This is a genomic window from Kallipyga massiliensis ph2 (assembly GCF_000311985.1).
Classification (GTDB): domain Bacteria; phylum Bacillota; class Clostridia; order Tissierellales; family Peptoniphilaceae; genus Kallipyga; species Kallipyga massiliensis.
This window is the reverse complement of the sequence record NZ_HE978585.1, coordinates 138,941-159,080: the sequence shown is the minus strand read 5'-3', so window position 1 is coordinate 159,080 and position 20,140 is coordinate 138,941. Positions and strand designations below refer to the sequence as shown.

The following is a 20,140-nucleotide window of genomic DNA, read 5'->3' as shown; positions in this document are numbered from 1 at the left end:
ATGATGCTTAAGATTACAGTTGAGAATGCAATTCAATATAAAGATAAATTTGATTCCTTGCTTGATGAAGCAAATCATCATCTGGCTGATCTGTTTCAATCAACGGATTCCTATACAGATAGTAAAGGTTGGGTTAATCTGAATGAACATGCGAGCCAAGAAAAACTTGACCGTATAATATCGAAAGCACAGGAAATTCGTGAACAAGCAGATGCTTTTGTTCTTATAGGAGTTGGCGGATCAAATAATGCAGCGCGCTCGGTCATTGAATCAATTGGGGATAAAAGTGGCACTCAGATCATCTATGCCGGGGATACCCTTCATCCTCAAAAAATTCAGGAAACAATAAATAAGCTTGAGGATAAGAGTTTTTATATTGACTGCATTGCAAAAAACTTTGAAACCTTGGAGCCGGGATCCGGCTTCAGGGTTTTGAGAAAACTTTGTGAACGTACCTATGGAGATGAATATGCTCGTCGTGTAATTACAACCGGTACTGTAGATAGTTTATTGCATAAAATAAGCCGCCAAGAAGGATTTGATTTTTTTGATTTTCCGCTCAATGTGGGTGGACGGTTTACAGCGATGACAAACGTCGGTTTATTACCCATGGCAGTAGCAAATGTAGATATCAAAGCATTGGTTAAGGGTGCGGAGGAAATGAAAAGATCCCTAATCGAGTCTCCTCCGTCCGAGAATCCGGCTTTAATTTATTCTATTCATAGAAACATATTCTACGGATTGAATAGAAAATTAGAAATCCTGTCCTCATTTGACTACCGATTTAATTTCTTCTTCAAGTGGTGGCGTCAATTATTTGCTGAGAGCGAAGGTAAGGACGGGAAGGGGATCTTCCCTGTCACCGGTGAATTTAGCGAGGAACTCCATTCAATTGGTCAATTTTTACAAGACGGGGAACCCATTATATTTGAGACTTTCCTGGAAGTGATCAATAAGAATGAGTCATATAAGGTTCCTAAAGATCATATTCATGACCAGTTCGATTACCTTGATGGAAAAGACTTTTCCGAAATCAATCGAATGGCTTACGAAGCGACAGTTGAAGCACATAAGCTTAGCATGCCTGTTATGAACATCCAAATCGATAGCTTAGATGCCTATCATTTTGGCCAACTTTTTTATTTCTTTCAAGTGGCCTGCTATGTTTCTTGCAAGCTAATGGGAGTAAATCCTTTTAATCAGCCCGGTGTTGAGTCCTATAAGAAGGAGATGTTCCGTAAACTTGGGAAATTATAAGTCCTATAAGAATTAGGGGCATAAAGAACATAAACACTTAGTATTGGAGAAGTAATGCCTAGAAAATATCAAATTGATACTGCTGAAAATATTGCTTTTCTGGAAAAAATAAGAGAAGATCTCCTATACTTTGGACAAAATTTCCCTTCGCCGGATGGTACAGCCTATTTTCTGAAAGATGATGGGCAGCCGGATATCTCTAAGCCAAGAAAGACCTTTGAGACGGCCAGGATGTGCCATGTCTATGCCATTGCCCAAAAACTCTATGGAGAACATTGGGGCAAATTAACTGAGCAGTCAAAAGCCGGATTGATGAAGACGCTTTATGATCGTGAGTTCGGTGGTTGGTTTGATGAATATCATTCAAATGGTCAAACCGAATCAATAAAGTCAAGTTATACTCATGCCTTTGTTATCCTGGCTGCTGGTGACCTGTTGATGATTGATGATCCGGATAGCAGAAGCTTCTTGGATAAATCATTGCAATGTTTTAGTGATTTCTTTTGGATAGAAAGTGATCAGAAGGCTTGTGATGCATGGGATCGAGATTTTACTGAGCGATCTACCTATCGAGGACTTAATGCGAATATGCATACTGTAGAGGCTCTTCTAAATGTGGCTGATGCAACCGGAGAAGCATCCTACAGGGATAAAGCGGGATTAATCATTCGATTTGTAGTTGACCAGGCGAAAGCAACCAATTGGAGGATTCCCGAACACTATACCGAGAACTGGGTAGTGGATTTTGACTATAATAAATTAAAGCCAAATGATCCATTTAAGCCATATGGAGTTACTCCGGGCCATGGATTTGAATGGTCTCGACTTATCTTACAGTGGGCATCATCTGAGTATCATAGAGAAAGTTGTGATTTTGCCTATTATTTAGAGGTCTGTCAATCTCTTTTTAAGCGTGCCCTAGAAGATTCTTGGTTTGTTGATGGTGCTCCTGGGTTCCTATATACGACCGATTGGGAAGGGAAGCCGCTAGTGCGTGAGCGCCGGCATTGGGTGCTTGCGGAAGCAATCAACACGTCTGCAGTCCTTTATAGAGTGACGAAATCTAAGGAATATTCGACCTATTATTCTTGGTTTATGCAATATTTGGATGATAAAGTCCTTGATCATGAAAATGGGTCTTGGTTCCATCGGCTTAATTCGATGAATCAACCATTATTCTCAGGAAAACCGGACCTATATCATGCATTTCAAGCCACTTTGCTTCCCTACTGCGATGTCAGGTATTCGCTTTGTAAGGCTGTGGTAGAAAAGAAATTTGTTGGTTTGTATAATGAAGCAAGGAAATAGTCCTGCATTGCCAACCTCAAGTTGACAATGGCGAACGCAGATGATATTCTTTTCCTATAAAAGCCTGTGCAGAAGCAAGGCTTTTGCACAGAAGTGTTGAGTTTCTAGGATATATTTTTCAAGTGTACTAAGAAGGTACCCATTTCTCAGATGAGAAAGGTGTACCTTTTTTTATTGCCAGATGATGTTGAAGAAGGGAAGAGGTGGAGTTTTGGATCTGAGAGGATTTTTTTCAAAATACCCAAAAGTGGCCTTGGCTTTTTCCGGAGGAGTGGACTCGGCTTATCTATTAAGTGAAGCTGTGGACCATGCCAAGGAAGTACGAGCCTATTATGTGAAAACTATTTTTCAACCGGATTTTGAATTGGAGGATGCCCAAAGGCTGGCCGGAGACCTCAAGGCGGACCTTAAGGTTATTTCGCTCGATCTTACAGGAGAAGAAGAAATATTATCGAATCCTTCTAATCGCTGCTATTATTGTAAGAAAAAAATTTTTTCGACGATTCAAAAGGAAGCGGCATTGGATGGGTTTTCTGTTTTGCTCGATGGAACCAATGCTTCAGACCGGGTAGACGATCGGCCAGGAATGAAGGTCTTAAATGAGCTCCATGTTCTCTCTCCCCTTCGCCTTTGTGGCTTAACAAAGGAGGACATTCGTCATCGTTCAAAAGAAAAAGGACTATTTACCTGGAACAAGCCGGCATATGCCTGTTTAGCCACAAGAATTTCTCCCGGACAGAGAATTCAGGCGGAAGATTTAAGACAAACGGAAATAGCAGAAGACTATTTATTTCAACTGGGCTTCTCTGACTTTCGGGTGAGAAATTTGGATGGCAAGGCAAAATTAGAGCTGAGGGAAGAGGACCTCCCCAGACTACTTGCTCATCGGGAAGACATTATAGAGGAGCTTGAAAAAAGCTATCAGGCGGTCTATCTGGATTTGGAGGTACGAAAATGAAGGAGAACATACGTCAGATTTTAGAAGGAGTAAAGGAGGGAACTTGTTCGGTGGATGAGGCCCTTCTTCAAATCAAGGAGGCTCCTTTTAAGGATATCGGTTATGCCAAGCTTGATCTTCATCGAAAGATTCGTCAGGGAGCAGCGGAAGTGATCTATGGCGAGGGAAAGACGCCAGAGCGAGTAGTCGGGATTCTTAAGGCCATGTCAGAGGCCGGGGAGGACCGCATCCTCATTACTCGCCTAAACCAGGAATCGGCGGAAGAAATTGGTCGCTTGGTCCCGATTACCTATCATAAGGAAGCCCGGGTAGGGATAATGGGGCAGTTTCCCGAGCCGGATGGCTTAGGAAAAATTGTGATTGCCACCGGAGGAACCAGTGACATCCCCGTTGCAGAAGAAGCGGCCATAACCGCTTCGATTCTTGGGAATGAGGTCGTTCGTTTGTATGACGTGGGCGTGGCCGGCCTTCATCGACTTTTGGATCATTTGGATGACCTCATGGATGCTTCCGTCATCATTGCGATTGCAGGCATGGAAGGGGCTTTGGCCAGCGTCATCGGCGGTCTGGTGGACTGCCCGGTTATTGCAGTTCCAACAAGCGTGGGTTACGGGACATCATTGGGCGGAGTGACGGCTCTCCTTTCCATGTTAAATTCCTGTGCCAGCGGAGTTTCTGTTGTGAATATTGACAATGGGTTTGGAGCGGCTTATTTAGCCAATCGAATTAACCACATGGAGGAGAAAGCATGAAAACACTATATTTTGAATGCAAAATGGGTGCTGCAGGAGATATGTTAGCAGCCTCCCTCTATGAGCTTTTGGATGATGAAAAAAGAGAAAAATTCCACGAATCGATGGTGACCTTGGAAAGTCTAGGCATCAAAACGTCGATACAATCTTCCATAAAGTGTGGAATTACGGGATCATCTTTTGAGGTTCTTATTCATGGTCATAAGGAAGAAGGTCAGGATTGGGATGGTCACCATCATCACCACGACCACAAAGACGAGCATCAACATGATCACCATCACGATCAAGCGCACCACCACCATATGTCCATGGGAACTTTAACAGAAATGATTCAGGCCATCCCCCTGGCAGAGACGATCAAAAGCGATGCGGTCTCGATTTACCAAATCATTGCTCAAGCAGAAAGCCAGGTCCATGGATTACCGGTATCGGAGGTCCACTTTCATGAAGTGGGTCAGCTGGATGCCCTGGCGGATATTCTTGCCGTCTGTGTCTTGATTGACTTGATCCGGCCGGATCAAATCCTGGCCTCACCAATTCATGTTGGAAGCGGTCATGTCCACTGCGCCCACGGCATTCTCCCTGTTCCAGCCCCAGCGACAGCTCTAATCCTGGAGGACATACCGATTTACAGTAAAGAACTGGAAGGCGAATTATGTACGCCCACAGGAGCAGCGTTACTCAAGCATTTTGTTTCCCGCTTTACGCCCATGCCGACCATGTCCATCGAGAAGATTGGCTACGGTATGGGGACAAAGGATTTCGAAGTCGCTAACTGTCTTCGCACTTTTATAGGGGAAACGAAAGAAGAGTTACCGGATGATACTGTTTTTGAACTCCGGTGCAATCTGGATGACATGACCGGAGAAGACCTAGCCTTTGCTAAGGAAGAGCTGTTGAAGGCGGGGGCTTTGGATGTATACACTATCGCTATTGGGATGAAAAAATCCAGACCTGGAGTACTTTTGTCTGTCTTATGTCGGGAAGATCAAAGACAAGAAATGGCAGAGTTGATATTCCGGCATACGACAAGCTTGGGTATCCGGGAGCATAAAGAAAGTCGATACCTATTAAGAAGAGAGGTTGAAAAATACGGAAGCTCAATGGGGCCGGTCTCTGTAAAAAAATCATTAGGATACGGATGCCAAAAAGAAAAGTATGAGTATGAGGACATTGCTCGTCTGGCTCGCAAAGAGAAAGAGCCTTTAGAGAAAATTCGCAGGATCCTGGACCAGGAAAGAAAAATGAATTCTTACAAGAATGAGGAGGAAATATGAAAAAAATTCTAGCCATCTTTTTAGCATTTGTCTGTGTTTTATCTTTAGCAGCTTGCGGGAATAAAGAGCCAATGGAAGAAAAGAAAAATGAGGACTCATCTTCTCCTGAGATTCATCAAGAGAGTACTGAAAAGAATGAAGAAGCGCGCGTCATTGTTGATGGCAGTGGGAGAAAAGTCGAGCTGCCTGAAAAAATTGATGGCGCCGTGTGCGTTGGTGTGGGTGCACTCCGTTATGCTTCGTACGTTGGAGCAGCCGATCGAATGGTTGGTGTGGAGGACTATGAGAAAGAACAATCTCTTTCTCGACTTTATAATTTTGTAAATTATGATTCTTTTAAAGATCTTCCGGCGATCGGAACAAATGGAGAGCCATTTGTCGAAGAGATTATTAAGGCTAAGCCACAAGTGATTATTTTAAGTGCATTTGCGAAGCAGGATCCGGATGATCTGGCAAAAAAGACCAATATCCCTGTGGTCCAAGTGCCCGGTTCCGATACAACCTTAGATGAAAAAGCCTATGAGACCATTCGTATTTTAGGCCAGGTTTTTGCCCAGGAAAAGCGTGCTGATGAATTAACTGAGTATTTGAAGGGAATCCAGAAGGATTTAGACCAAAGAACAGGGGCTATTCCGGAAGAGAAAAAACCCTCTTGTTATGTTGGCGGAGTCTCATTTAAGGGACAGCATGGATTTGAAGGGACAGAGGCGAAGTATGGCCCATTTGAACTCATCCATGCCAAAAACCTAGCCAACCAAAGCAAGGAAGAAGGTGCTTTTAATATCGATGTAGAGCAGGTTTTGACCTGGGATCCCGATTTCATTTTCTTGGATTTCAATGGCAAGGACCTGATTACAAAGAATTATGAGAGCCAACCGGACTTTTATCAAGCTTTCACTGCGGTCAAGGAGGGAAGAATTTTCTCACAGATATCCTTTAGATCCTATGCCTCCAACTTAGAAACCGCTTTAGCGGATGCTTATTTTGGAGGAAAAATGATGTTCCCGGAGGAATTCAAAGATATTGATGTCGAAGAAAAGACCGGAGAAATTTTCACCCAATTATTGGGCTCCAATCCCTATCCTAACCTGAAAGAGGCGGGTTATGAGTTTAGACCGATCCAATTGGGAAAATAGAGCGGAAGGAAATGAATACAGAAAAATCCAATGGAAAAGCCTAGCTTTTCTCCTTTTTCTGATTATTTTGCTTCTGGTTTCCATCCTCCTTTCTCTTCGGATCGGATCTTATGACACACCAATGATTGAACTGGTAAAAGGGTTATTTGGGCAAGCAGAAGATCCCAATATTAACTTGATTATCTCAAATAACCGCCTTCCTCGGTTAGCAGCGGCAATAATCACCGGAGCCGGACTGGGCTTAGCCGGTTGTGTTCTACAGGTCATTCTCAACAACCCTCTAGCATCCGCTTCCACCCTTGGTGTGACACAGGGGGCCACCTTTGGAGCAGCTCTGGCAATCATCTTCTTTAATCTCACCAGCCCTCTCTCCATCTACTCCTTTTCCTTTCTGGGGTCTGTATTCGTTGCTATAGCCATCCTTATTCTCTCCCGGATACGCAAGCTATCTGCGGAAGCTACGGTTTTAGCCGGTGTCGCCATAAGTTCGATGTTAACGGGGGGAACGACCCTACTCCAGTATTTTGCCGATGAGGTTCAACTGGGCAACCTCATCTTCTGGACTTTTGGGGATCTGGGAAATGTCGCTTGGAAAGATTTGGGCGTTATGGCCTTGATGGTTGTCCTCCTCCTCATTTTCTGCTGGTTTAGCCGGTGGGATTATAACGTGCTTCAGCAGGGTGAAGAAATAGCGATTAGTTTAGGGGTTAATGTTCAGAAGACAAGAGTGATCAATATGGTCTTTTGCTGTTTGACTTGCTCCATCTTGGTATCGCGCGTGGGCTTGATCAACTTCATTGGTTTAGTTGCTCCTCATATCGTTCGATTAGTGGTAGGAAACAACCATATCTACCTCGTTCCCGGATCGCTTCTAGCGGGCGCCGGTCTTTTAGTCCTGAGCGATCTTGCAGCCCGGTCAATCCTTATGCCGATCATTCTCCCCATTGGTGCGATCACTTCCTTCTTAGGGGGACCGCTCTTTCTCTATATCTTGTTCCGTGAAGGGAGGAAGCATGGTTAAGGTGGAAGGACTCACTTTTCATTATGCAAGAAAAGAAAATATTCTAGAAGATATTCACTTTACGCTTGGTCGGGGGAGTTTTTTAGCCATCCTGGGCAACAATGGGGTAGGGAAATCTACCCTTCTTAAATGCCTAAATGGGATCCTTAAGCCCACTCAAGGTCAGTTTCATATCGAAGGTCGCAGTGTTTACTCCTTAACCTATCGAGAACGAGCCCGGCTCATGGCCTTTGTCTCACAAAATTTACCGGAGACAAAAATGACGGTTCATGATGTGGTTATGATGGGACGCCGGCCTTATATGAAATGGCATTTTACAGATCAGGACCACGAAATTATCCATCAGTCTCTCCGACGGCTTCAAATAGAGAATCTAAAAGGGCGATATCTCAACCAGTTATCCGGAGGAGAACGGCAGAAGGTCATGCTTGCCCGAGCCCTGGCCCAAGAACCTCAGGTCCTTCTCTTGGACGAGCCAACCTCCAGCTTGGATATTCGAAACCAGTATGAAGTATTGAGCCTGGTCCAGAATTTCTGTAAAACGGATGGCCTGACAGCGATCATGGTCATTCATGACATTAACTTGGCTCTTCGCTTCTGTGATCACTTTCTTCTCCTACAAGAAGGAAGAGTTTATGATTTTGGAGACCATCATATTATTACAAGTAAGGTTTTAGGGGATATCTATGGGATTCAGGCCAGCCTGAATGAAGTGGGAGGGAAGCGTTTTGTTTTAGTCGAATCCTCCCCCTCCTCGCCAAGAGCTTGATGCTCTGTAAAGAAAGGAAGGAATTCATTGAAAGACAATAATCAACTTTGGGAATCTTGTGTACATTTCCACGGACATGCTTGCGGAGGCCTTATGATCGGCTATAAGGCGAGCCTATACGCATTGGATTATTTTGGTCTGGAGTTAGGTCCGGAAGAGACTTCACTTCGTCAAGACGAGGAACTGGTATGTATTGCAGAAAATGATGCCTGTGGTTGCGATGCGATTCAATCCATTCTTTCCTGCACAATAGGGAAAGGGAACTTCCTTTTTCATCTTTGCGGAAAACAGGCATTCTCCTTTTACCGTCGATCGACCGGGCAATCCGTTCGCTTGGTCCTCAAGCCAGGTTTATCCAAGACGACCAGGGACAAGTCTTTAGAATATTTTGGGAAACTGACTCCTCAAGAAATGTTTGATGCCGGAGAAACCCGGATTTTACTTCCGGAACGAGCAAAACTCTTTTCTTCGAAAGCTTGCTCTTCTTGTGGAGAAATGACAGGGGAAGCTTGGATGAGAATAAGAGATGGAGAACAAGTATGCTCAGATTGTTTTTCAGAGTATGACCGCTTTCATGTTTAAGACCAGGCAAGAATTGCATACCGGATAGGCAGAATTAATCTCTCTTTCCAGAAAGATAAAGACAATCCGCTGAGAAGGTCTTAAATTGTAGATGATGAGAAATTCAGCTACAATACACTTATGAAAACCTTCAAAAGGAGTAGGATATGTCAGAAAAAACGTTGGAAATTGTAGTGATTGATTCGCAAGGCGGGGGGATGGGCCGATTACTCGTTCAATCCATTAAAAAGATGAACCTGGATGTTCCTTTTGAGTTAATCGCTGTGGGCACAAATAGTATAGCAACCAGTGCCATGCTTAAAGCGGGAGCCGATCATGGAACGACCGGTGAAAATTCTGTTGTTGTCTGTGCAAAAAGAGCTGACGTGATCATCGCACCGATGGCCATATTACTCGTGGACTCCTTGTATGGAGAAATTACAGAGAAAATGGTCGCCGCTGTGGGACGGTCCAATGCAAAAAAGATTTTTATCCCATTCACCCATAATCAGGACGTGATTGTTGGAGTCAAAGATTATACGATGACGACTTTAATTGACCTGGCTTTACAGGAGATTGAAAGGGGAAAAGATTTTTTACTGGAATCGAAAAATGATCAGAACCGATGGAAATAAGGGGATCAGTCAATGAAAAAAACACAATCCTTAGAACGAGCATTTTCGATTTTGGATTTATTTGTCAGCGAGCAGGTTTCAGAGCTCAGCATGACAGAAATCGCCTCTCTCGCCCAGTTAAACAAAAGCACCGCTTTTGGCCTCATGGCTACCCTAAGGGAATTGGGCGTTTTAAAACAGAACCCGGATAATCAAAAATATTCCTTAGGATATAAGCTCCTTACCTATTCAAATTTTATTAATATTCAAGATGAGATGATGCGAATCATCCACCCCCAATTAGTGGACTTATCCAGGAAATATAAGGAAACCACCCACTTAGGGACCTTGATGGGAAATCAATTTATCTATATTGATAAAGTTGCTGCGCTGGATTCCATTAGTATTAATACGGCGGTCGGGGTTCATGGTTTGCTCCACTGCACAGCGATGGGGAAGTGCCTTCTTGCCTTTTGTCCGGAGCTCGCATTGGAGGATGCTTTTTCAAAACCATTGAAAAAGATGACTGCGAATACAATAACGACAAGGGAAGAACTTGAAAAAGAAATTGAAGCGATTAGACAGGAAGGTGTTTCCTATGATAGAGAGGAAACAACAGATGGACTTTTTTGTGTCTCTGTCCCTATTTTTTCCGGAGACAACAGGGCAAATTATGCCATATCCGCCGCAGGAATTACAGAACACATTAAAAGATCTTTCTCAGAGGGACTGATCGAGGACATGAAGGATCTTTCCAAAAGTGCTTCGAAGCAGATTTATTCATATGAAATATAATTCTTATAGAAATATATCATTCATCAAATCTTTCCAATTAAATAGTCTCTAACTAATGTGTAATGGGCTCCATGCAAATAGTGGTGGTTGGGCGTTTTTCTGCCAACCACCACTCCTCCTTTCCCCAATCCAACCCCCTCCCCGTGTCCTACCGAAAAAGCGGGGTATATATGATCAGATGAAGATAAGGCAGGACCGGGAAGGAGGGGACATGGACCAGGATTTTTCAAAATGGCTACTATCGCAGATTAAGGACCCGGTCCTGGTCGACCGAATGAAGGCCCGGATGGAGGAGAAGGAAATTCTCGAGGTATCCGGGGTCGCCGGATCGGACATCCGAGCATCCGGAATGAAGGAGGGGGCCCGTCTCCAAGAGCGGGAGTCTCGGATGAGGCAAATCCGCCGGGGTCATGAATACCAGCCGGATGGTTTTTGGCTCAACCGCCTGTATAGCGGGCCGCCAATGGATGAGGCCCGGGCCCGGTGGATTTTTCAGGAGATGGGTCCGGAGCCGGATCTCTGGATCCAGGGCAAGCGGTTAGAGGAAGAGGAGAGGGAGGTCCGGATGGCCAGGGAGGGTGGCGAGGCCATGAGGACCTGGGCCGAGGGCCTCTATGAGCACCTGGCCAACTTTGCCAATGGCCTGGCTTTCACCTGGTCACCTCGATTTGCCGGCCAGTCCGGAGAGGAAGAAGCCCGCTTTCAAGGGGTCTTCCTTTCCTCTGCCCTCCTACGTCGGCTGGCCACCTATGCCCGGGACCGGGTGGAGGCCCACTTTTCGCCTGACCGAGAGGAGGACGATTCTTTGTCCCTCCCCAAGGACCTCCGGAGCCTCCAGGGGGCTTTTGGACACCAGGGGCTGGAGGACCTGGTCCTCTTGGCGGATGCCCTGGTCGAGGAGATTCCTCCGGCCGGGCCCCGGGAATACCTGGCCATGGGCTATACGGAAACGGGGATCCGGAAGACCTGGTGGGACCCGGAGGGGAAGATCCAGGCCCAGGGGAACTATAGCCCCCTCCAAATTCGTCGCTTTGACCATGAGCCCCTGAAAAAGACCTTCGTCTGGACAGCCCCGCCTCTGGCGGAGCGGATCCTGGCCCTCTATGACCGGGTCTGCGACGTCCTCCGGGAGGCCCTGGAAGACGATAGCATCCGCTGGCGGTCCCTGGCCATGAAGACCTACCTTTATAGCTCGGTCACGGGCAAGAAGGTAGACAATCCCAACAACTACACCCTCCTCTCCAACATCTTCCGCCTGTCTGAGGACCGGGTCCGGGCCCTGATCCCCGGCCTCCCGGCCCTGGCCATCGGGGAAGATCTGCAGAATCTGGAGAGGCGTCTGCCTTTGACTGTCCGAAAGGCTGTCCTGGCCACCATCGAGACCTACCAAATCCCTCCCTTATCCGGGGAGGAGATGGCCGGGATGATCCACCTCTCCCGCTACGGGGTCAAGATGGCGGAAGTCTGGGGCCAAGAGGGGGCGGACCCCCTGGTCCGGAAGCGGGAGATCATCAACAAGCTGAGCCCGGAGGATGCCTTCACCCTCCTCCAGCGCTGGTCGACCGACGACCTCGACCTGGAAAGCCTCCGCTTGATCCTCATGGCGGTCAAGCGGGAAGGGGAGGGGAAGGAGCCCAGCCCTGCCCAGGCCAGGAAGAGGGCCCGGCTCATGGACCCCTCCTGGGAGGGGACCTATCTTGAGATGGTCCGGACTCTGTCCCAAGCCGGCCTGCTCAGCACCAAAAAAGAGGGCCCACCTCGCTCCACGGACCTCCAGACCCTCTATGACCGCCTCATGGAGGACCCGGGCCTGGCTCAGGGGCTAGGACCGGAGGAAGAGGAGATCCGGGCCGGCCTGGTCCGCCAAGGGGCCTGGGCCGACCTCCTGATGGCCATCCTGGCCGGCTTCCGGACGCCCAAGGCCAGGACCCTCACCCTCAATCGGTCGGCCATCCGAGCTTCCCGGGAGAAACTGGCCGATACGGTGGACTTCCTGGGCCGCTTCCTCGATGAGGAGGATCAGGATGCTGAAGGCCCGCCGGAAGGGGAGGAAGTTTCGGAGGCGGAAGAGGCGGAGGAAGCCCCTCCCACCCCCAAAGAAGCCTTCGGCCGTCCCCTGGATACCTGGGCGGAAGCCCTCCTGGAAGCTTTGGTGGAGAATGAGGACTTTGCCCTCCCCATGGACCGGGCCCAGGCCCTGGTGGGGGGACCGGATGAGCCCCTGGCTCCGGTCCTCGGTACCATCAACGATGCATTCTATGACGATATTGGAGCCCAGCTGGTCGAAGTCGATGGGGACCGGGTGGTCATGGACCCCTATGACGGCGAATGGCTCCGGTCCCTGAGAAAGGAAGATGCCCATGAGTAGCAGACGCCCCATACGAAAAAGAGAAGCCCAGCAGATCATCCAGGCCCTGGAAGGGGGGATTGTCCCCCGGATGGGCCTCCGCCACCTCCTGGTGGGTCGTCAGGCCCAGGTCCGGGAAGTGGCGGACCGGCTGAGCCGGGTGGAGGAGGGGGGAAGTGACCTCATGATCTGGGTGGGGGATTTCGGGTCCGGCAAGTCCTTCATGCTGGGGGCCATCCAGCAGCTGGCCCTCCAGAAGAATTTCGTGGCCTCGACCGTGGACCTCTCGCCCTCCCGCCGCTTCCAGGCCAGCGACGGCAAGGGCCTTGCCCTCTATCAGGAAGTCATCCGGCGGATCCAGTCCAGGACCTCGGGGGAGGGGAATGCTCTGGCCCATATCCTGGATGCCTGGATGGCGGGTCTGGGGGAGGACGTCGAGGTCGTCCGGGAAAAGATCTTTGCCACCGTCGAGGACTTCCAGACGGGGGGCCTCCGCTATGAGCTGGGCCAGGCCCTAGTGGCCTATGCCTCCGGGATGATGGAGGGGAACCGGGACCGGAAGCTCCAGGCCCTCCGCTGGCTGGGAGGGCAGATCCCCACCAAGACCGAGGCCAAGCAGGTCCTGGGAATCAGCCAGATCATCCGGGACGACAACTGGACTCTCTTTCTCCAAAACCTGGCCGAGCTCTTCCAGGTCATGGGTTTTGCTGGCTTTGTGGTGAATTTCGACGAGCTGGTCAACCTTTACAAGCTCCCTCGGACCCAGTCCCGGGACCAGAACTATGAGCGCATCCTCAACCTCTACAACGACCTCAAGTCGGGGGCGGTCCCCGGCCTCTATGTCAATTTGGCGGCCACCCGGAAGACCGTTTTCGATGAGCGCCGGGGAATGGCTTCCTATGGGGCGCTCAAGAGCCGGATCGGGACGGAGGACCCCGGCCTTCGGGACTTGGTGGACACCTCATCCACCCTCCAGATCCTCCACCCCCTGACTCCGGAGGAGATTTTCACCCTCCTGGAAAAGCTCCAGGATGTATTCCTGACCCTCTATCCGGAGGGGCGGGCCCTGTCGGATGGGGACATTGCCTGCTATATGCAGGCCCAGCTCAACCGACCGGGGGCGGATGAGTTCCTGACCCCTCGGGCCGTGATCAAGGACTTCCTCCTCCTTCTCCAGCTGGCCCGCCAGAACCCGGAGGTCTCAGCGGGGGACATCCTGGCCAAGCAGTTCGGCCGGATGGGCCGGGTGGTCCGAGATCAGGACGACCATGATGATGACGTCATTGAACTCCTTTGACCGCCTGGACCCGGCCATCCGCCACTATATCTATGACCAGGGCTGGCAGGCCCTCCGTCCCATCCAGGAGACCGCCATCCGGATGGTCATGGAGACCGACCAGAACCTGGTCCTGGCTTCCCCCACCGCTTCCGGCAAGACCGAGGCGGCTTACCTCCCCGCCATCTCCACCATGGACTGGGGGGAGGGGTCGGTCCGGATCCTGACCCTTTCCCCCTTGATCGCCCTCATCAACGACCAGTTCAAGCGGATCCAAGACCTCTGCCGTTACCTGGACATCCCGGTGGTGGCTTGGCATGGGGAGGCCTCATCGGCCAAAAAGAAGAAGATCATGGAAAAGCCTGCCGGGATCGTCATCATGACCCCCGAATCCCTGGAGGCCATGCTGGACCTCCACCCCGAGCGGGCCGACCGGCTTTTCTTCGGCCTGGAGTGGGTCCTGGTGGATGAGGTCCATAGCTTTTTGGGCACGGCCCGGGGTGTCCAGGTCCGCTCCCTCCTGGCCCGGCTCATGAGGCGGATCTCGGCCCGGCCCCGCTTCATCGGAATGTCGGCCACCCTGGCCCGGGACAACATTGGCGAGGTCAAGGCCTTCTTCCCCTCGGATGTCCCCACCCGGATCCTCATGGACAGCCGGCAAAGGGAAATTGAGGCAGACCTCTTTTTGTACCGCGAGGAGGAAGACCTTGTCGACGGGACGGGTGGGGGTTTCCATGAGGATGCCGGAAATCGACTCCTGGACGGGGTCTTCGACGGCCTGAAACAAGAGAACCTCCTCATCTTCCCTAATTCCCGGAAGAAGGTGGAGGAGACGGCCGACGGGCTCAAGCGACGGGCCCGGAGGGAGGGGATGGATGTGGCCATTTTCGCCCACCATTCTTCGGTGGAGAGGGCCCTCCGGGAGGAGGTGGAAGCCTTCGTTAAGCACCCCAACCGGCCCTTTGCCATCTGCGCCACCTCCACCCTGGAGCTGGGGATCGACATCGGGTCCGTGGATGCCGTGGTCCAGGTGGAAGCGCCCCCCTCAGCCATCTCCCTCTCCCAACGCTTAGGCCGGTCGGGCCGGGGGGAGGTCTTCGACCCCATCTCGGGCAAAATGAAGCCCCAGCCTGCCCGCCTCCACTTTTTCGCCAGCCGGGATGAGGCCTTCCTTCAGGGGGTGGCGGCTCTGGACATGGTCCGGGCCGGCGACCTGGACGGGATCGCCCCCCTGGCCAAGCCCTATGACGTCCTGGCCCACCAGGTCCTGGCCCTCATTTTAGAAGGGTCCGGAATGGCCCTCTCCGAGATTTTTGCCCTGCCCGACCGGATCCCGGCCCTCTCCTTCGCCAGCCGGGCCGACTTGGAGGACCTCCTGGATTTCTTCCTGGACAAGGACTACATCGAAATCCTCCCGGGCCAAGAGGAAGAGGCCATCATTGGCTTGGCCGGGGAAAAAATAGTCGGCAGCCGTGACTTCTACGCCCTCTTTCAGGCGGAAAATGACTACGAAGTGGTCCATGGCAAGGACCGAGTCGGTCGCCTCCCCCTCTCGCCGGACCTCCAAGTCGGCTCCCGTTTCCTCCTGACCGCCCGAGTCTGGGAGGTGACCGAGATCCTGGACCGGACCCGGAAGATCCTGGTCAAGCCCGCATCCCAAGGCAAGGGCCCCACCTTCGGCGGCCAGGGGATGGAAGTTTCCGGCCACCTCCGCCGGCGGATGGTCCAGATCCTCCGCAATCCCCCCGAGGACATCCTGTCTCGGCCCGATTTTCATGAGGCCTTCAGTCGCATGGCCGAAAAATACCCCGACCCCACCTACATCCAAGCCCACGAGACCGGAGAAGGCGGGGTCAAGCTGGCCCTCTTTATTGGAACCGCCATGGAAAGGACCCTCTATCTCCAGCTCCTGGCCAGGGTTCCGGACAGCCCCAACGGCATCCTTTGGAATGCCGGCCAGGGGACTATGGAGGGCCCCGCCCTGGGCCAAGCCTTGTCCCTCCTCCGCCGGGACCTCATGGACCGGGGGACCCTGGACCGGACCGGAGTCCGGGACCTACTGCAGCGAAATGAGCCCCTCCGCAACCGCCTCCTCACCGGCATCAAGTACGCATTCCTCCTCCCCGTCCGCCTCCAGGTCGACTTTATCCTGGACAACCTCTGCGAGGATGGCCTGGAAGACCTCCTTGTGGACTTCTGGGGGGAGGGTGGCCCTGGGAGCTGTTGATGAGGAGGGTTGGCTAGGGCAGCCTCGCCCTGGCTGGGGATCGATTTCGCCGTCAGCCAGGGTCGCCACCCTTGACGGCAGGACAAAATTCGCTTTTCTGGCTTCGCCGACGGCGACGAACTCAACAATTCCTTGTTCCTTCCGTCGGCTTTTTTATTTTAGCGAATTTTATCCTTATGCCCTCAAGGGCAAGCCGCCTTCGGCGGTGGCTCCTGCCTCCGGCTCTGAACTCATCAATTTGTTTAGCTCCAGGGATGCTTTGACCCTGATAATTGCTAGATCCGGGTAATTATCAGGGCTCTCAACCCCTGATAATCTCGAGTACAAGCGATTTATCAGGGTGTTTTTTAGCCCTGCTTTTCTTGGGATTCTTCATATTGACAGGGTTTTTACCCTGATAATCTTATAATCTGGTCATTTAACAGGGCTATTTTGGCCCTGATTTTATTGAGATTCTGCGAATTGTCAGGGTTCTGGATCCCTGATATTCTCATGATTTTCTTAATTGTCAGGGTTTCAGCCCCTGACTTTTTTTCGGTCCGCCAAATAGTCAGGGGTCGCCACCTTTGATAGCAGGACAAAAAGACAAGAGAGCGGGAGCTTTGTCAATGGACATACGCCGGGCGGAGCCCGGGCAGCCATTGACAAAGCGACACGGATGACCCTAAGGGAAGGGGAAGTTGGACACAACTTCCCCTGCTCCCGGCGAGGGCAGGTTTGGGCGGAGCCCAAAAGGGTGCCCCATTACCCCTCCAAATGTCGATAATGGCGGGATGAGGGGTATCCTCATGCCCCTCCAAATGGCGAAAATGTCGGGAAGGAGGGGTATCCCCATGCCCCTCCAAATGACGAAAACAGCGGGAAGGAGGGGTATCCCTATACCCCTCCAAATGGCGAAAACGTGGGGAAGGAGGGGTATCCCCATACCCCTCCAAATGGCGAGAACGGCAGGAAGGAGGGGAAACCTCATACTCCTCCGAATGACGAAAACGGCGGGTGGGAGGGGAATCCCGGCCATCTGGTCCCGGGCTCTTGTTTTTTTTGCCCCCCTTTGCTACACTAGTTTCATCTTTAATGGAAGGCCAGCGATGAGCGTTCTTACAAAACGGGAGCGGGCCAGGGTGATGCCTTTATCCATCATGAGGCTTCGGCAAAGAAAGGTGGTACCGCGAATGCGCCCTTTCAGTGTCGGAGCATTTTTTATGAAGGGACAGGCTCATGGCCCGGCTGAACCCAAGCCGGCCTATGGCAGCCGTCGCATGATCGGAGGATTCTATGGTGATGAAGTATGAGATGGAACATGAGAATATCGTCGATGAATTGAAGGAGAGGGGATATTTTGACAATACGACGGATGAGGCGGGCCTTCGGGAATATTTGTCCCAGCCGGGGAGGAAGTTCTACATCGGCTTTGATGCGACGGCGGATTCCCTGACCATCGGCCATTTCATCCAGATTATGGTCATGATGCGGATGCAGGCTCATGGGATGGTGCCGATTGCCTTGCTTGGGGGTGGGACGACCATGATCGGGGACCCCTCCGGGCGGTCGGATATGCGGACCCTCATGACCAAGGAAACCATCCAGCATAATGCGGACCGGTTTGCGGAGCAGATGGGACGTTTCCTGGATTTTGAGGACGGCAAGGGCTACATCCGAAACAATAAGGACTGGCTCCTCCAGCTCAACTACCTGGAATTTATGCGGGATGTGGGGGTTCATTTCAACGTCGGTGAGATGGTCAAAAAGGATGCCTACAAGAACCGCCTGGCGGAGGGGGGTCTGACCTTCTTCGAGTTTTCCTACATGCTCCTCCAGTCCTATGACTTCCTGGTCCTCTTCCGGGAGGAAGGCTGCCGGCTCCAGCTGGGCGGATCGGACCAGTGGGCCAACATCATCGGCGGGGCCGACCTCATCCGTAAGGCGGAGAACGAGCAGGCTTTCGGCTTGACCTTCAAGCTCCTGACCACGGCGGACGGGGTCAAGATGGGCAAGTCCATGAAGGGGGCTGTATGGCTGGATGAGGAGAAGACCTCGGCCTACGACCTCTTCCAATACATGCGCAATGTCGACGACCGGGATGTGGAGAAGTTCCTCCTCCAGCTGACCTTCCTCCCCACGGCCAAGTGCAAGGAGCTGGGGGCCTACCGGGATGAGCGGATCAACCAGTCCAAGGAAACCCTGGCCTATGAGGTGACCAAGCTGGTCCATGGTCAGGAAGCGGCCGACCGGGCCCTGGAAACCTCCCACTCCCTCTTTTCCTCCGGCATGGACCATGAGGATATGCCCAGCCAGGAGATTGAGGTGGAAGGGGAGAGCCTGGGCCTTCTGAATCTCCTGACCCAGGCCGGATTGACCAAGTCCAACGGGGAAGCCCGCCGCCTGGTCCAGCAGGGAGGGATCACCATCGACGATGAGAAGGTGACCGATCCCGGGGTGGAGATTGCCAAGGCCCGTCTCCAGGAAGGAATCACCGTAAAAAAGGGAAAGAAAGTTTACCTCCGGGTGGTTGCCCGCTAGTCGAGGGATTCATCGGCCGGCGGTTTCCGGCCCCTCGCTCTATATATAAGGAAGAAAATGGAGATTAGGATGGCAGACGCCGCACAAGATCGAAAGCTCAACATACAAGCAATGGCCATGAACTTCCTCTTTTTCATGGCCTATTGTGCCGTGATCATGTTCGCGGCCCTCTACATGTCCTCCAAGGGCTTCGCCCCCCTGACCATCGGGATTATGTTGGGCCTGGGCAACCTGTCCGCGGCCTTTCTTCAGGACCTCCTGGCCCGGTGGGCGGACCGGCCCGATGGCCCGGCTCTCAAGAGTTTAGCCCTGGGACAGATTGCCCTATCGGCCATCACCATGGCCCCCCTTCTGGTTGCCAACCTGCCCAAGGCCTATATCTTTTTTGCCTTTCTGGTCCAAGCCGTCAACCTCATCTCCGTTCAAACCGTTCTTAATACCATGACCATGACCTATGAGGAAATGGGCCACCGCCTTCACTTCTCCATCATTCGGGGGGTGGGGTCCATCGGCTTTGCCATCACCTCCCTCCTCTTGGGCTTTTATGTCAAGACGGCCCCCATCGACCACCTCCTCTGGGTGGAGGTCTTCGCCCTCCTGGCTACCGGCCTCATCATCCTCACCCTCCCGGCCATCCCCAAGAGGAGAGGAAGGAAGACCCTGCCGGGTTCGGAGGGGGGCTCATCGGAGGAGTCCCCCTCCCTCCTCCACCAATATCCCGTTTTTCTGGGTATCCTGGTGGGTTTCTCCCTGATCTTCATCGGCCACACCATGATCAATAATTACATGGCCTTCGTCATCGACCGGGTCCATGGGGACCCCGGACACCTGGGCATTGCCATGATGCTCTCCGCCCTGTCCGAGATGCCGGCTATGATCTTCTATTCCAGGATTCGGGAGAAGAGGGGGGACGCCTTCTGGATCAAGACGGCCGCCCTGGCCTTCACCATCAAGCACTTTATCCTGGCCCTGGCCACCTCCATGGCCATGGTCTACTTCTCCCAGGCCATCCAATTCTTTTCCTTTGGCCTATTCACCCCGGCCTTGGCCTATTTCGCTGCCGGGACCGTCACGGTTCGGGAGAAGACCCGGGCCCAGGGGATCGGGATCGCCGTCCAGTCTATCGGCGGGGCCATGGGGGCCCTCTTTGGTGGGGCGACCATCCAGTTCCTGGGGGTCTCATCCACCCTCTATCTCATGACGGCCCTTTCTGTCCTGGGAACTGCCATTGTTCTCCGGGCTTTCCAAAAGGCAAAAGGGGTCCGGACCTGAAAGCCAGTGAATAGGCGAGATTCTTCGCCATGAGGCCCGGTTTTTTGCCG

Annotated in this window: 16 protein-coding genes; all 16 read left to right on the top strand. The window is 51.7% G+C overall.

Annotated elements, in window-relative coordinates:
• Positions 1 to 3: 3 nt before the first annotated feature.
• The 16 genes from HGKM_RS00685 to HGKM_RS00605 all read left to right on the top strand — a co-directional run bounded on the left by HGKM_RS00685 (position 4) and on the right by HGKM_RS00605 (position 20,090).
• Positions 4 to 1,257, top strand: a complete 1,254-nt coding sequence (locus HGKM_RS00685) for a glucose-6-phosphate isomerase (protein WP_034579161.1) — start codon at positions 4 to 6, stop codon at positions 1,255 to 1,257.
• 54 nt (positions 1,258 to 1,311) lie between these two features.
• The gene (locus HGKM_RS00680) at positions 1,312 to 2,565 is read left to right on the top strand and encodes an AGE family epimerase/isomerase (RefSeq protein ID WP_019133382.1); all 1,254 of its coding nucleotides are present in this window, start codon (positions 1,312 to 1,314) and stop codon (positions 2,563 to 2,565) included.
• A 211-nt stretch (positions 2,566 to 2,776) separates the two neighbouring features.
• Complete coding sequence (larE, locus tag HGKM_RS00675) at positions 2,777 to 3,523, top strand: ATP-dependent sacrificial sulfur transferase LarE (protein ID WP_034579158.1); 747 nt, start codon at positions 2,777 to 2,779, stop codon at positions 3,521 to 3,523.
• The gene (gene larB, locus HGKM_RS00670) at positions 3,520 to 4,275 is read left to right on the top strand and encodes a nickel pincer cofactor biosynthesis protein LarB (RefSeq protein WP_019133380.1); all 756 of its coding nucleotides are present in this window, start codon (positions 3,520 to 3,522) and stop codon (positions 4,273 to 4,275) included. The genes larE and larB overlap by 4 nt, the downstream gene beginning before the upstream one ends.
• The gene (gene larC / locus HGKM_RS00665; protein WP_019133379.1) at positions 4,272 to 5,552 is read left to right on the top strand and encodes a nickel pincer cofactor biosynthesis protein LarC; all 1,281 of its coding nucleotides are present in this window, start codon (positions 4,272 to 4,274) and stop codon (positions 5,550 to 5,552) included. Before larB ends, larC begins: the two co-directional genes overlap by 4 nt.
• Positions 5,549 to 6,688: an ABC transporter substrate-binding protein gene (locus HGKM_RS00660; RefSeq protein ID WP_019133378.1), complete on the top strand. Its 1,140-nt coding sequence runs from the start codon at positions 5,549 to 5,551 to the stop codon at positions 6,686 to 6,688. The genes larC and HGKM_RS00660 overlap by 4 nt, the downstream gene beginning before the upstream one ends.
• Positions 6,657 to 7,709 carry a FecCD family ABC transporter permease gene (locus tag HGKM_RS00655; protein ID WP_019133377.1) on the top strand — a complete coding sequence of 351 codons (1,053 nt, stop codon included), beginning with the start codon at positions 6,657 to 6,659 and terminating at the stop codon, positions 7,707 to 7,709. The genes HGKM_RS00660 and HGKM_RS00655 overlap by 32 nt, the downstream gene beginning before the upstream one ends.
• Positions 7,702 to 8,478 (top strand): ABC transporter ATP-binding protein, encoded by a 777-nt coding sequence (locus HGKM_RS00650; RefSeq protein WP_019133376.1) that lies wholly within the window; start codon positions 7,702 to 7,704, stop codon positions 8,476 to 8,478. The genes HGKM_RS00655 and HGKM_RS00650 overlap by 8 nt, the downstream gene beginning before the upstream one ends.
• Positions 8,479 to 8,505: 27 nt before the next feature.
• Entirely contained in the window at positions 8,506 to 9,060 is a 555-nt protein-coding gene (locus tag HGKM_RS00645; RefSeq protein ID WP_034578845.1) for an FmdE family protein, read from the top strand.
• A gap of 146 nt (positions 9,061 to 9,206) precedes the next feature.
• The gene (locus HGKM_RS00640) at positions 9,207 to 9,674 is read left to right on the top strand and encodes a DUF3842 family protein (protein WP_019133374.1); all 468 of its coding nucleotides are present in this window, start codon (positions 9,207 to 9,209) and stop codon (positions 9,672 to 9,674) included.
• Between the two features lie 12 nt (positions 9,675 to 9,686).
• A complete protein-coding gene (locus HGKM_RS00635) occupies positions 9,687 to 10,448 on the top strand; it encodes an IclR family transcriptional regulator (protein ID WP_019133373.1) in 762 nt (253 codons plus the stop codon).
• Between the two features lie 211 nt (positions 10,449 to 10,659).
• Positions 10,660 to 12,816: a tellurite resistance TerB C-terminal domain-containing protein gene (locus HGKM_RS09130; protein WP_019133372.1), complete on the top strand. Its 2,157-nt coding sequence runs from the start codon at positions 10,660 to 10,662 to the stop codon at positions 12,814 to 12,816.
• Positions 12,809 to 14,092 (top strand): BREX system ATP-binding domain-containing protein, encoded by a 1,284-nt coding sequence (locus HGKM_RS00625; protein WP_019133371.1) that lies wholly within the window; start codon positions 12,809 to 12,811, stop codon positions 14,090 to 14,092. The genes HGKM_RS09130 and HGKM_RS00625 overlap by 8 nt, the downstream gene beginning before the upstream one ends.
• Positions 14,067 to 16,298 (top strand): DEAD/DEAH box helicase, encoded by a 2,232-nt coding sequence (locus HGKM_RS00620; protein WP_019133370.1) that lies wholly within the window; start codon positions 14,067 to 14,069, stop codon positions 16,296 to 16,298. Before HGKM_RS00625 ends, HGKM_RS00620 begins: the two co-directional genes overlap by 26 nt.
• A 1,275-nt stretch (positions 16,299 to 17,573) precedes the next feature.
• Positions 17,574 to 18,818 (top strand): tyrosine--tRNA ligase, encoded by a 1,245-nt coding sequence (gene tyrS / locus HGKM_RS00610; RefSeq protein WP_019133367.1) that lies wholly within the window; start codon positions 17,574 to 17,576, stop codon positions 18,816 to 18,818.
• Positions 18,819 to 18,887: 69 nt separating this feature from the next.
• Positions 18,888 to 20,090, top strand: coding sequence for an MFS transporter (locus tag HGKM_RS00605; protein ID WP_172634674.1), 1,203 nt, complete (start codon positions 18,888 to 18,890; stop codon positions 20,088 to 20,090).
• Positions 20,091 to 20,140 lie beyond the last annotated feature (50 nt).

Bases quoted from the DNA above. Each gene is read 5' to 3' on its own strand.
- HGKM_RS00625 (WP_019133371.1), top strand. From the start codon at position 12,809: ATGAGTAGCAGACGCCCCATACGAAAAAGAGAAGCCCAGCAGATCATC.
- HGKM_RS00685 (WP_034579161.1), top strand. From the start codon at position 4: ATGCTTAAGATTACAGTTGAGAATGCAATTCAATATAAAGATAAATTT.
- HGKM_RS00660 (WP_019133378.1), top strand. From the start codon at position 5,549: ATGAAAAAAATTCTAGCCATCTTTTTAGCATTTGTCTGTGTTTTATCT.
- HGKM_RS09130 (WP_019133372.1), top strand. From the start codon at position 10,660: ATGGACCAGGATTTTTCAAAATGGCTACTATCGCAGATTAAGGACCCG.
- HGKM_RS00605 (WP_172634674.1), top strand. From the start codon at position 18,888: ATGGCAGACGCCGCACAAGATCGAAAGCTCAACATACAAGCAATGGCC.
- HGKM_RS00650 (WP_019133376.1), top strand. From the start codon at position 7,702: ATGGTTAAGGTGGAAGGACTCACTTTTCATTATGCAAGAAAAGAAAAT.
- HGKM_RS00620 (WP_019133370.1), top strand. From the start codon at position 14,067: ATGATGACGTCATTGAACTCCTTTGACCGCCTGGACCCGGCCATCCGC.
- HGKM_RS00655 (WP_019133377.1), top strand. From the start codon at position 6,657: ATGAGTTTAGACCGATCCAATTGGGAAAATAGAGCGGAAGGAAATGAA.
- HGKM_RS00635 (WP_019133373.1), top strand. From the start codon at position 9,687: ATGAAAAAAACACAATCCTTAGAACGAGCATTTTCGATTTTGGATTTA.
- HGKM_RS00640 (WP_019133374.1), top strand. From the start codon at position 9,207: ATGTCAGAAAAAACGTTGGAAATTGTAGTGATTGATTCGCAAGGCGGG.
- larC (WP_019133379.1), top strand. From the start codon at position 4,272: ATGAAAACACTATATTTTGAATGCAAAATGGGTGCTGCAGGAGATATG.
- HGKM_RS00680 (WP_019133382.1), top strand. From the start codon at position 1,312: ATGCCTAGAAAATATCAAATTGATACTGCTGAAAATATTGCTTTTCTG.
- larB (WP_019133380.1), top strand. From the start codon at position 3,520: ATGAAGGAGAACATACGTCAGATTTTAGAAGGAGTAAAGGAGGGAACT.
- tyrS (WP_019133367.1), top strand. From the start codon at position 17,574: ATGGTGATGAAGTATGAGATGGAACATGAGAATATCGTCGATGAATTG.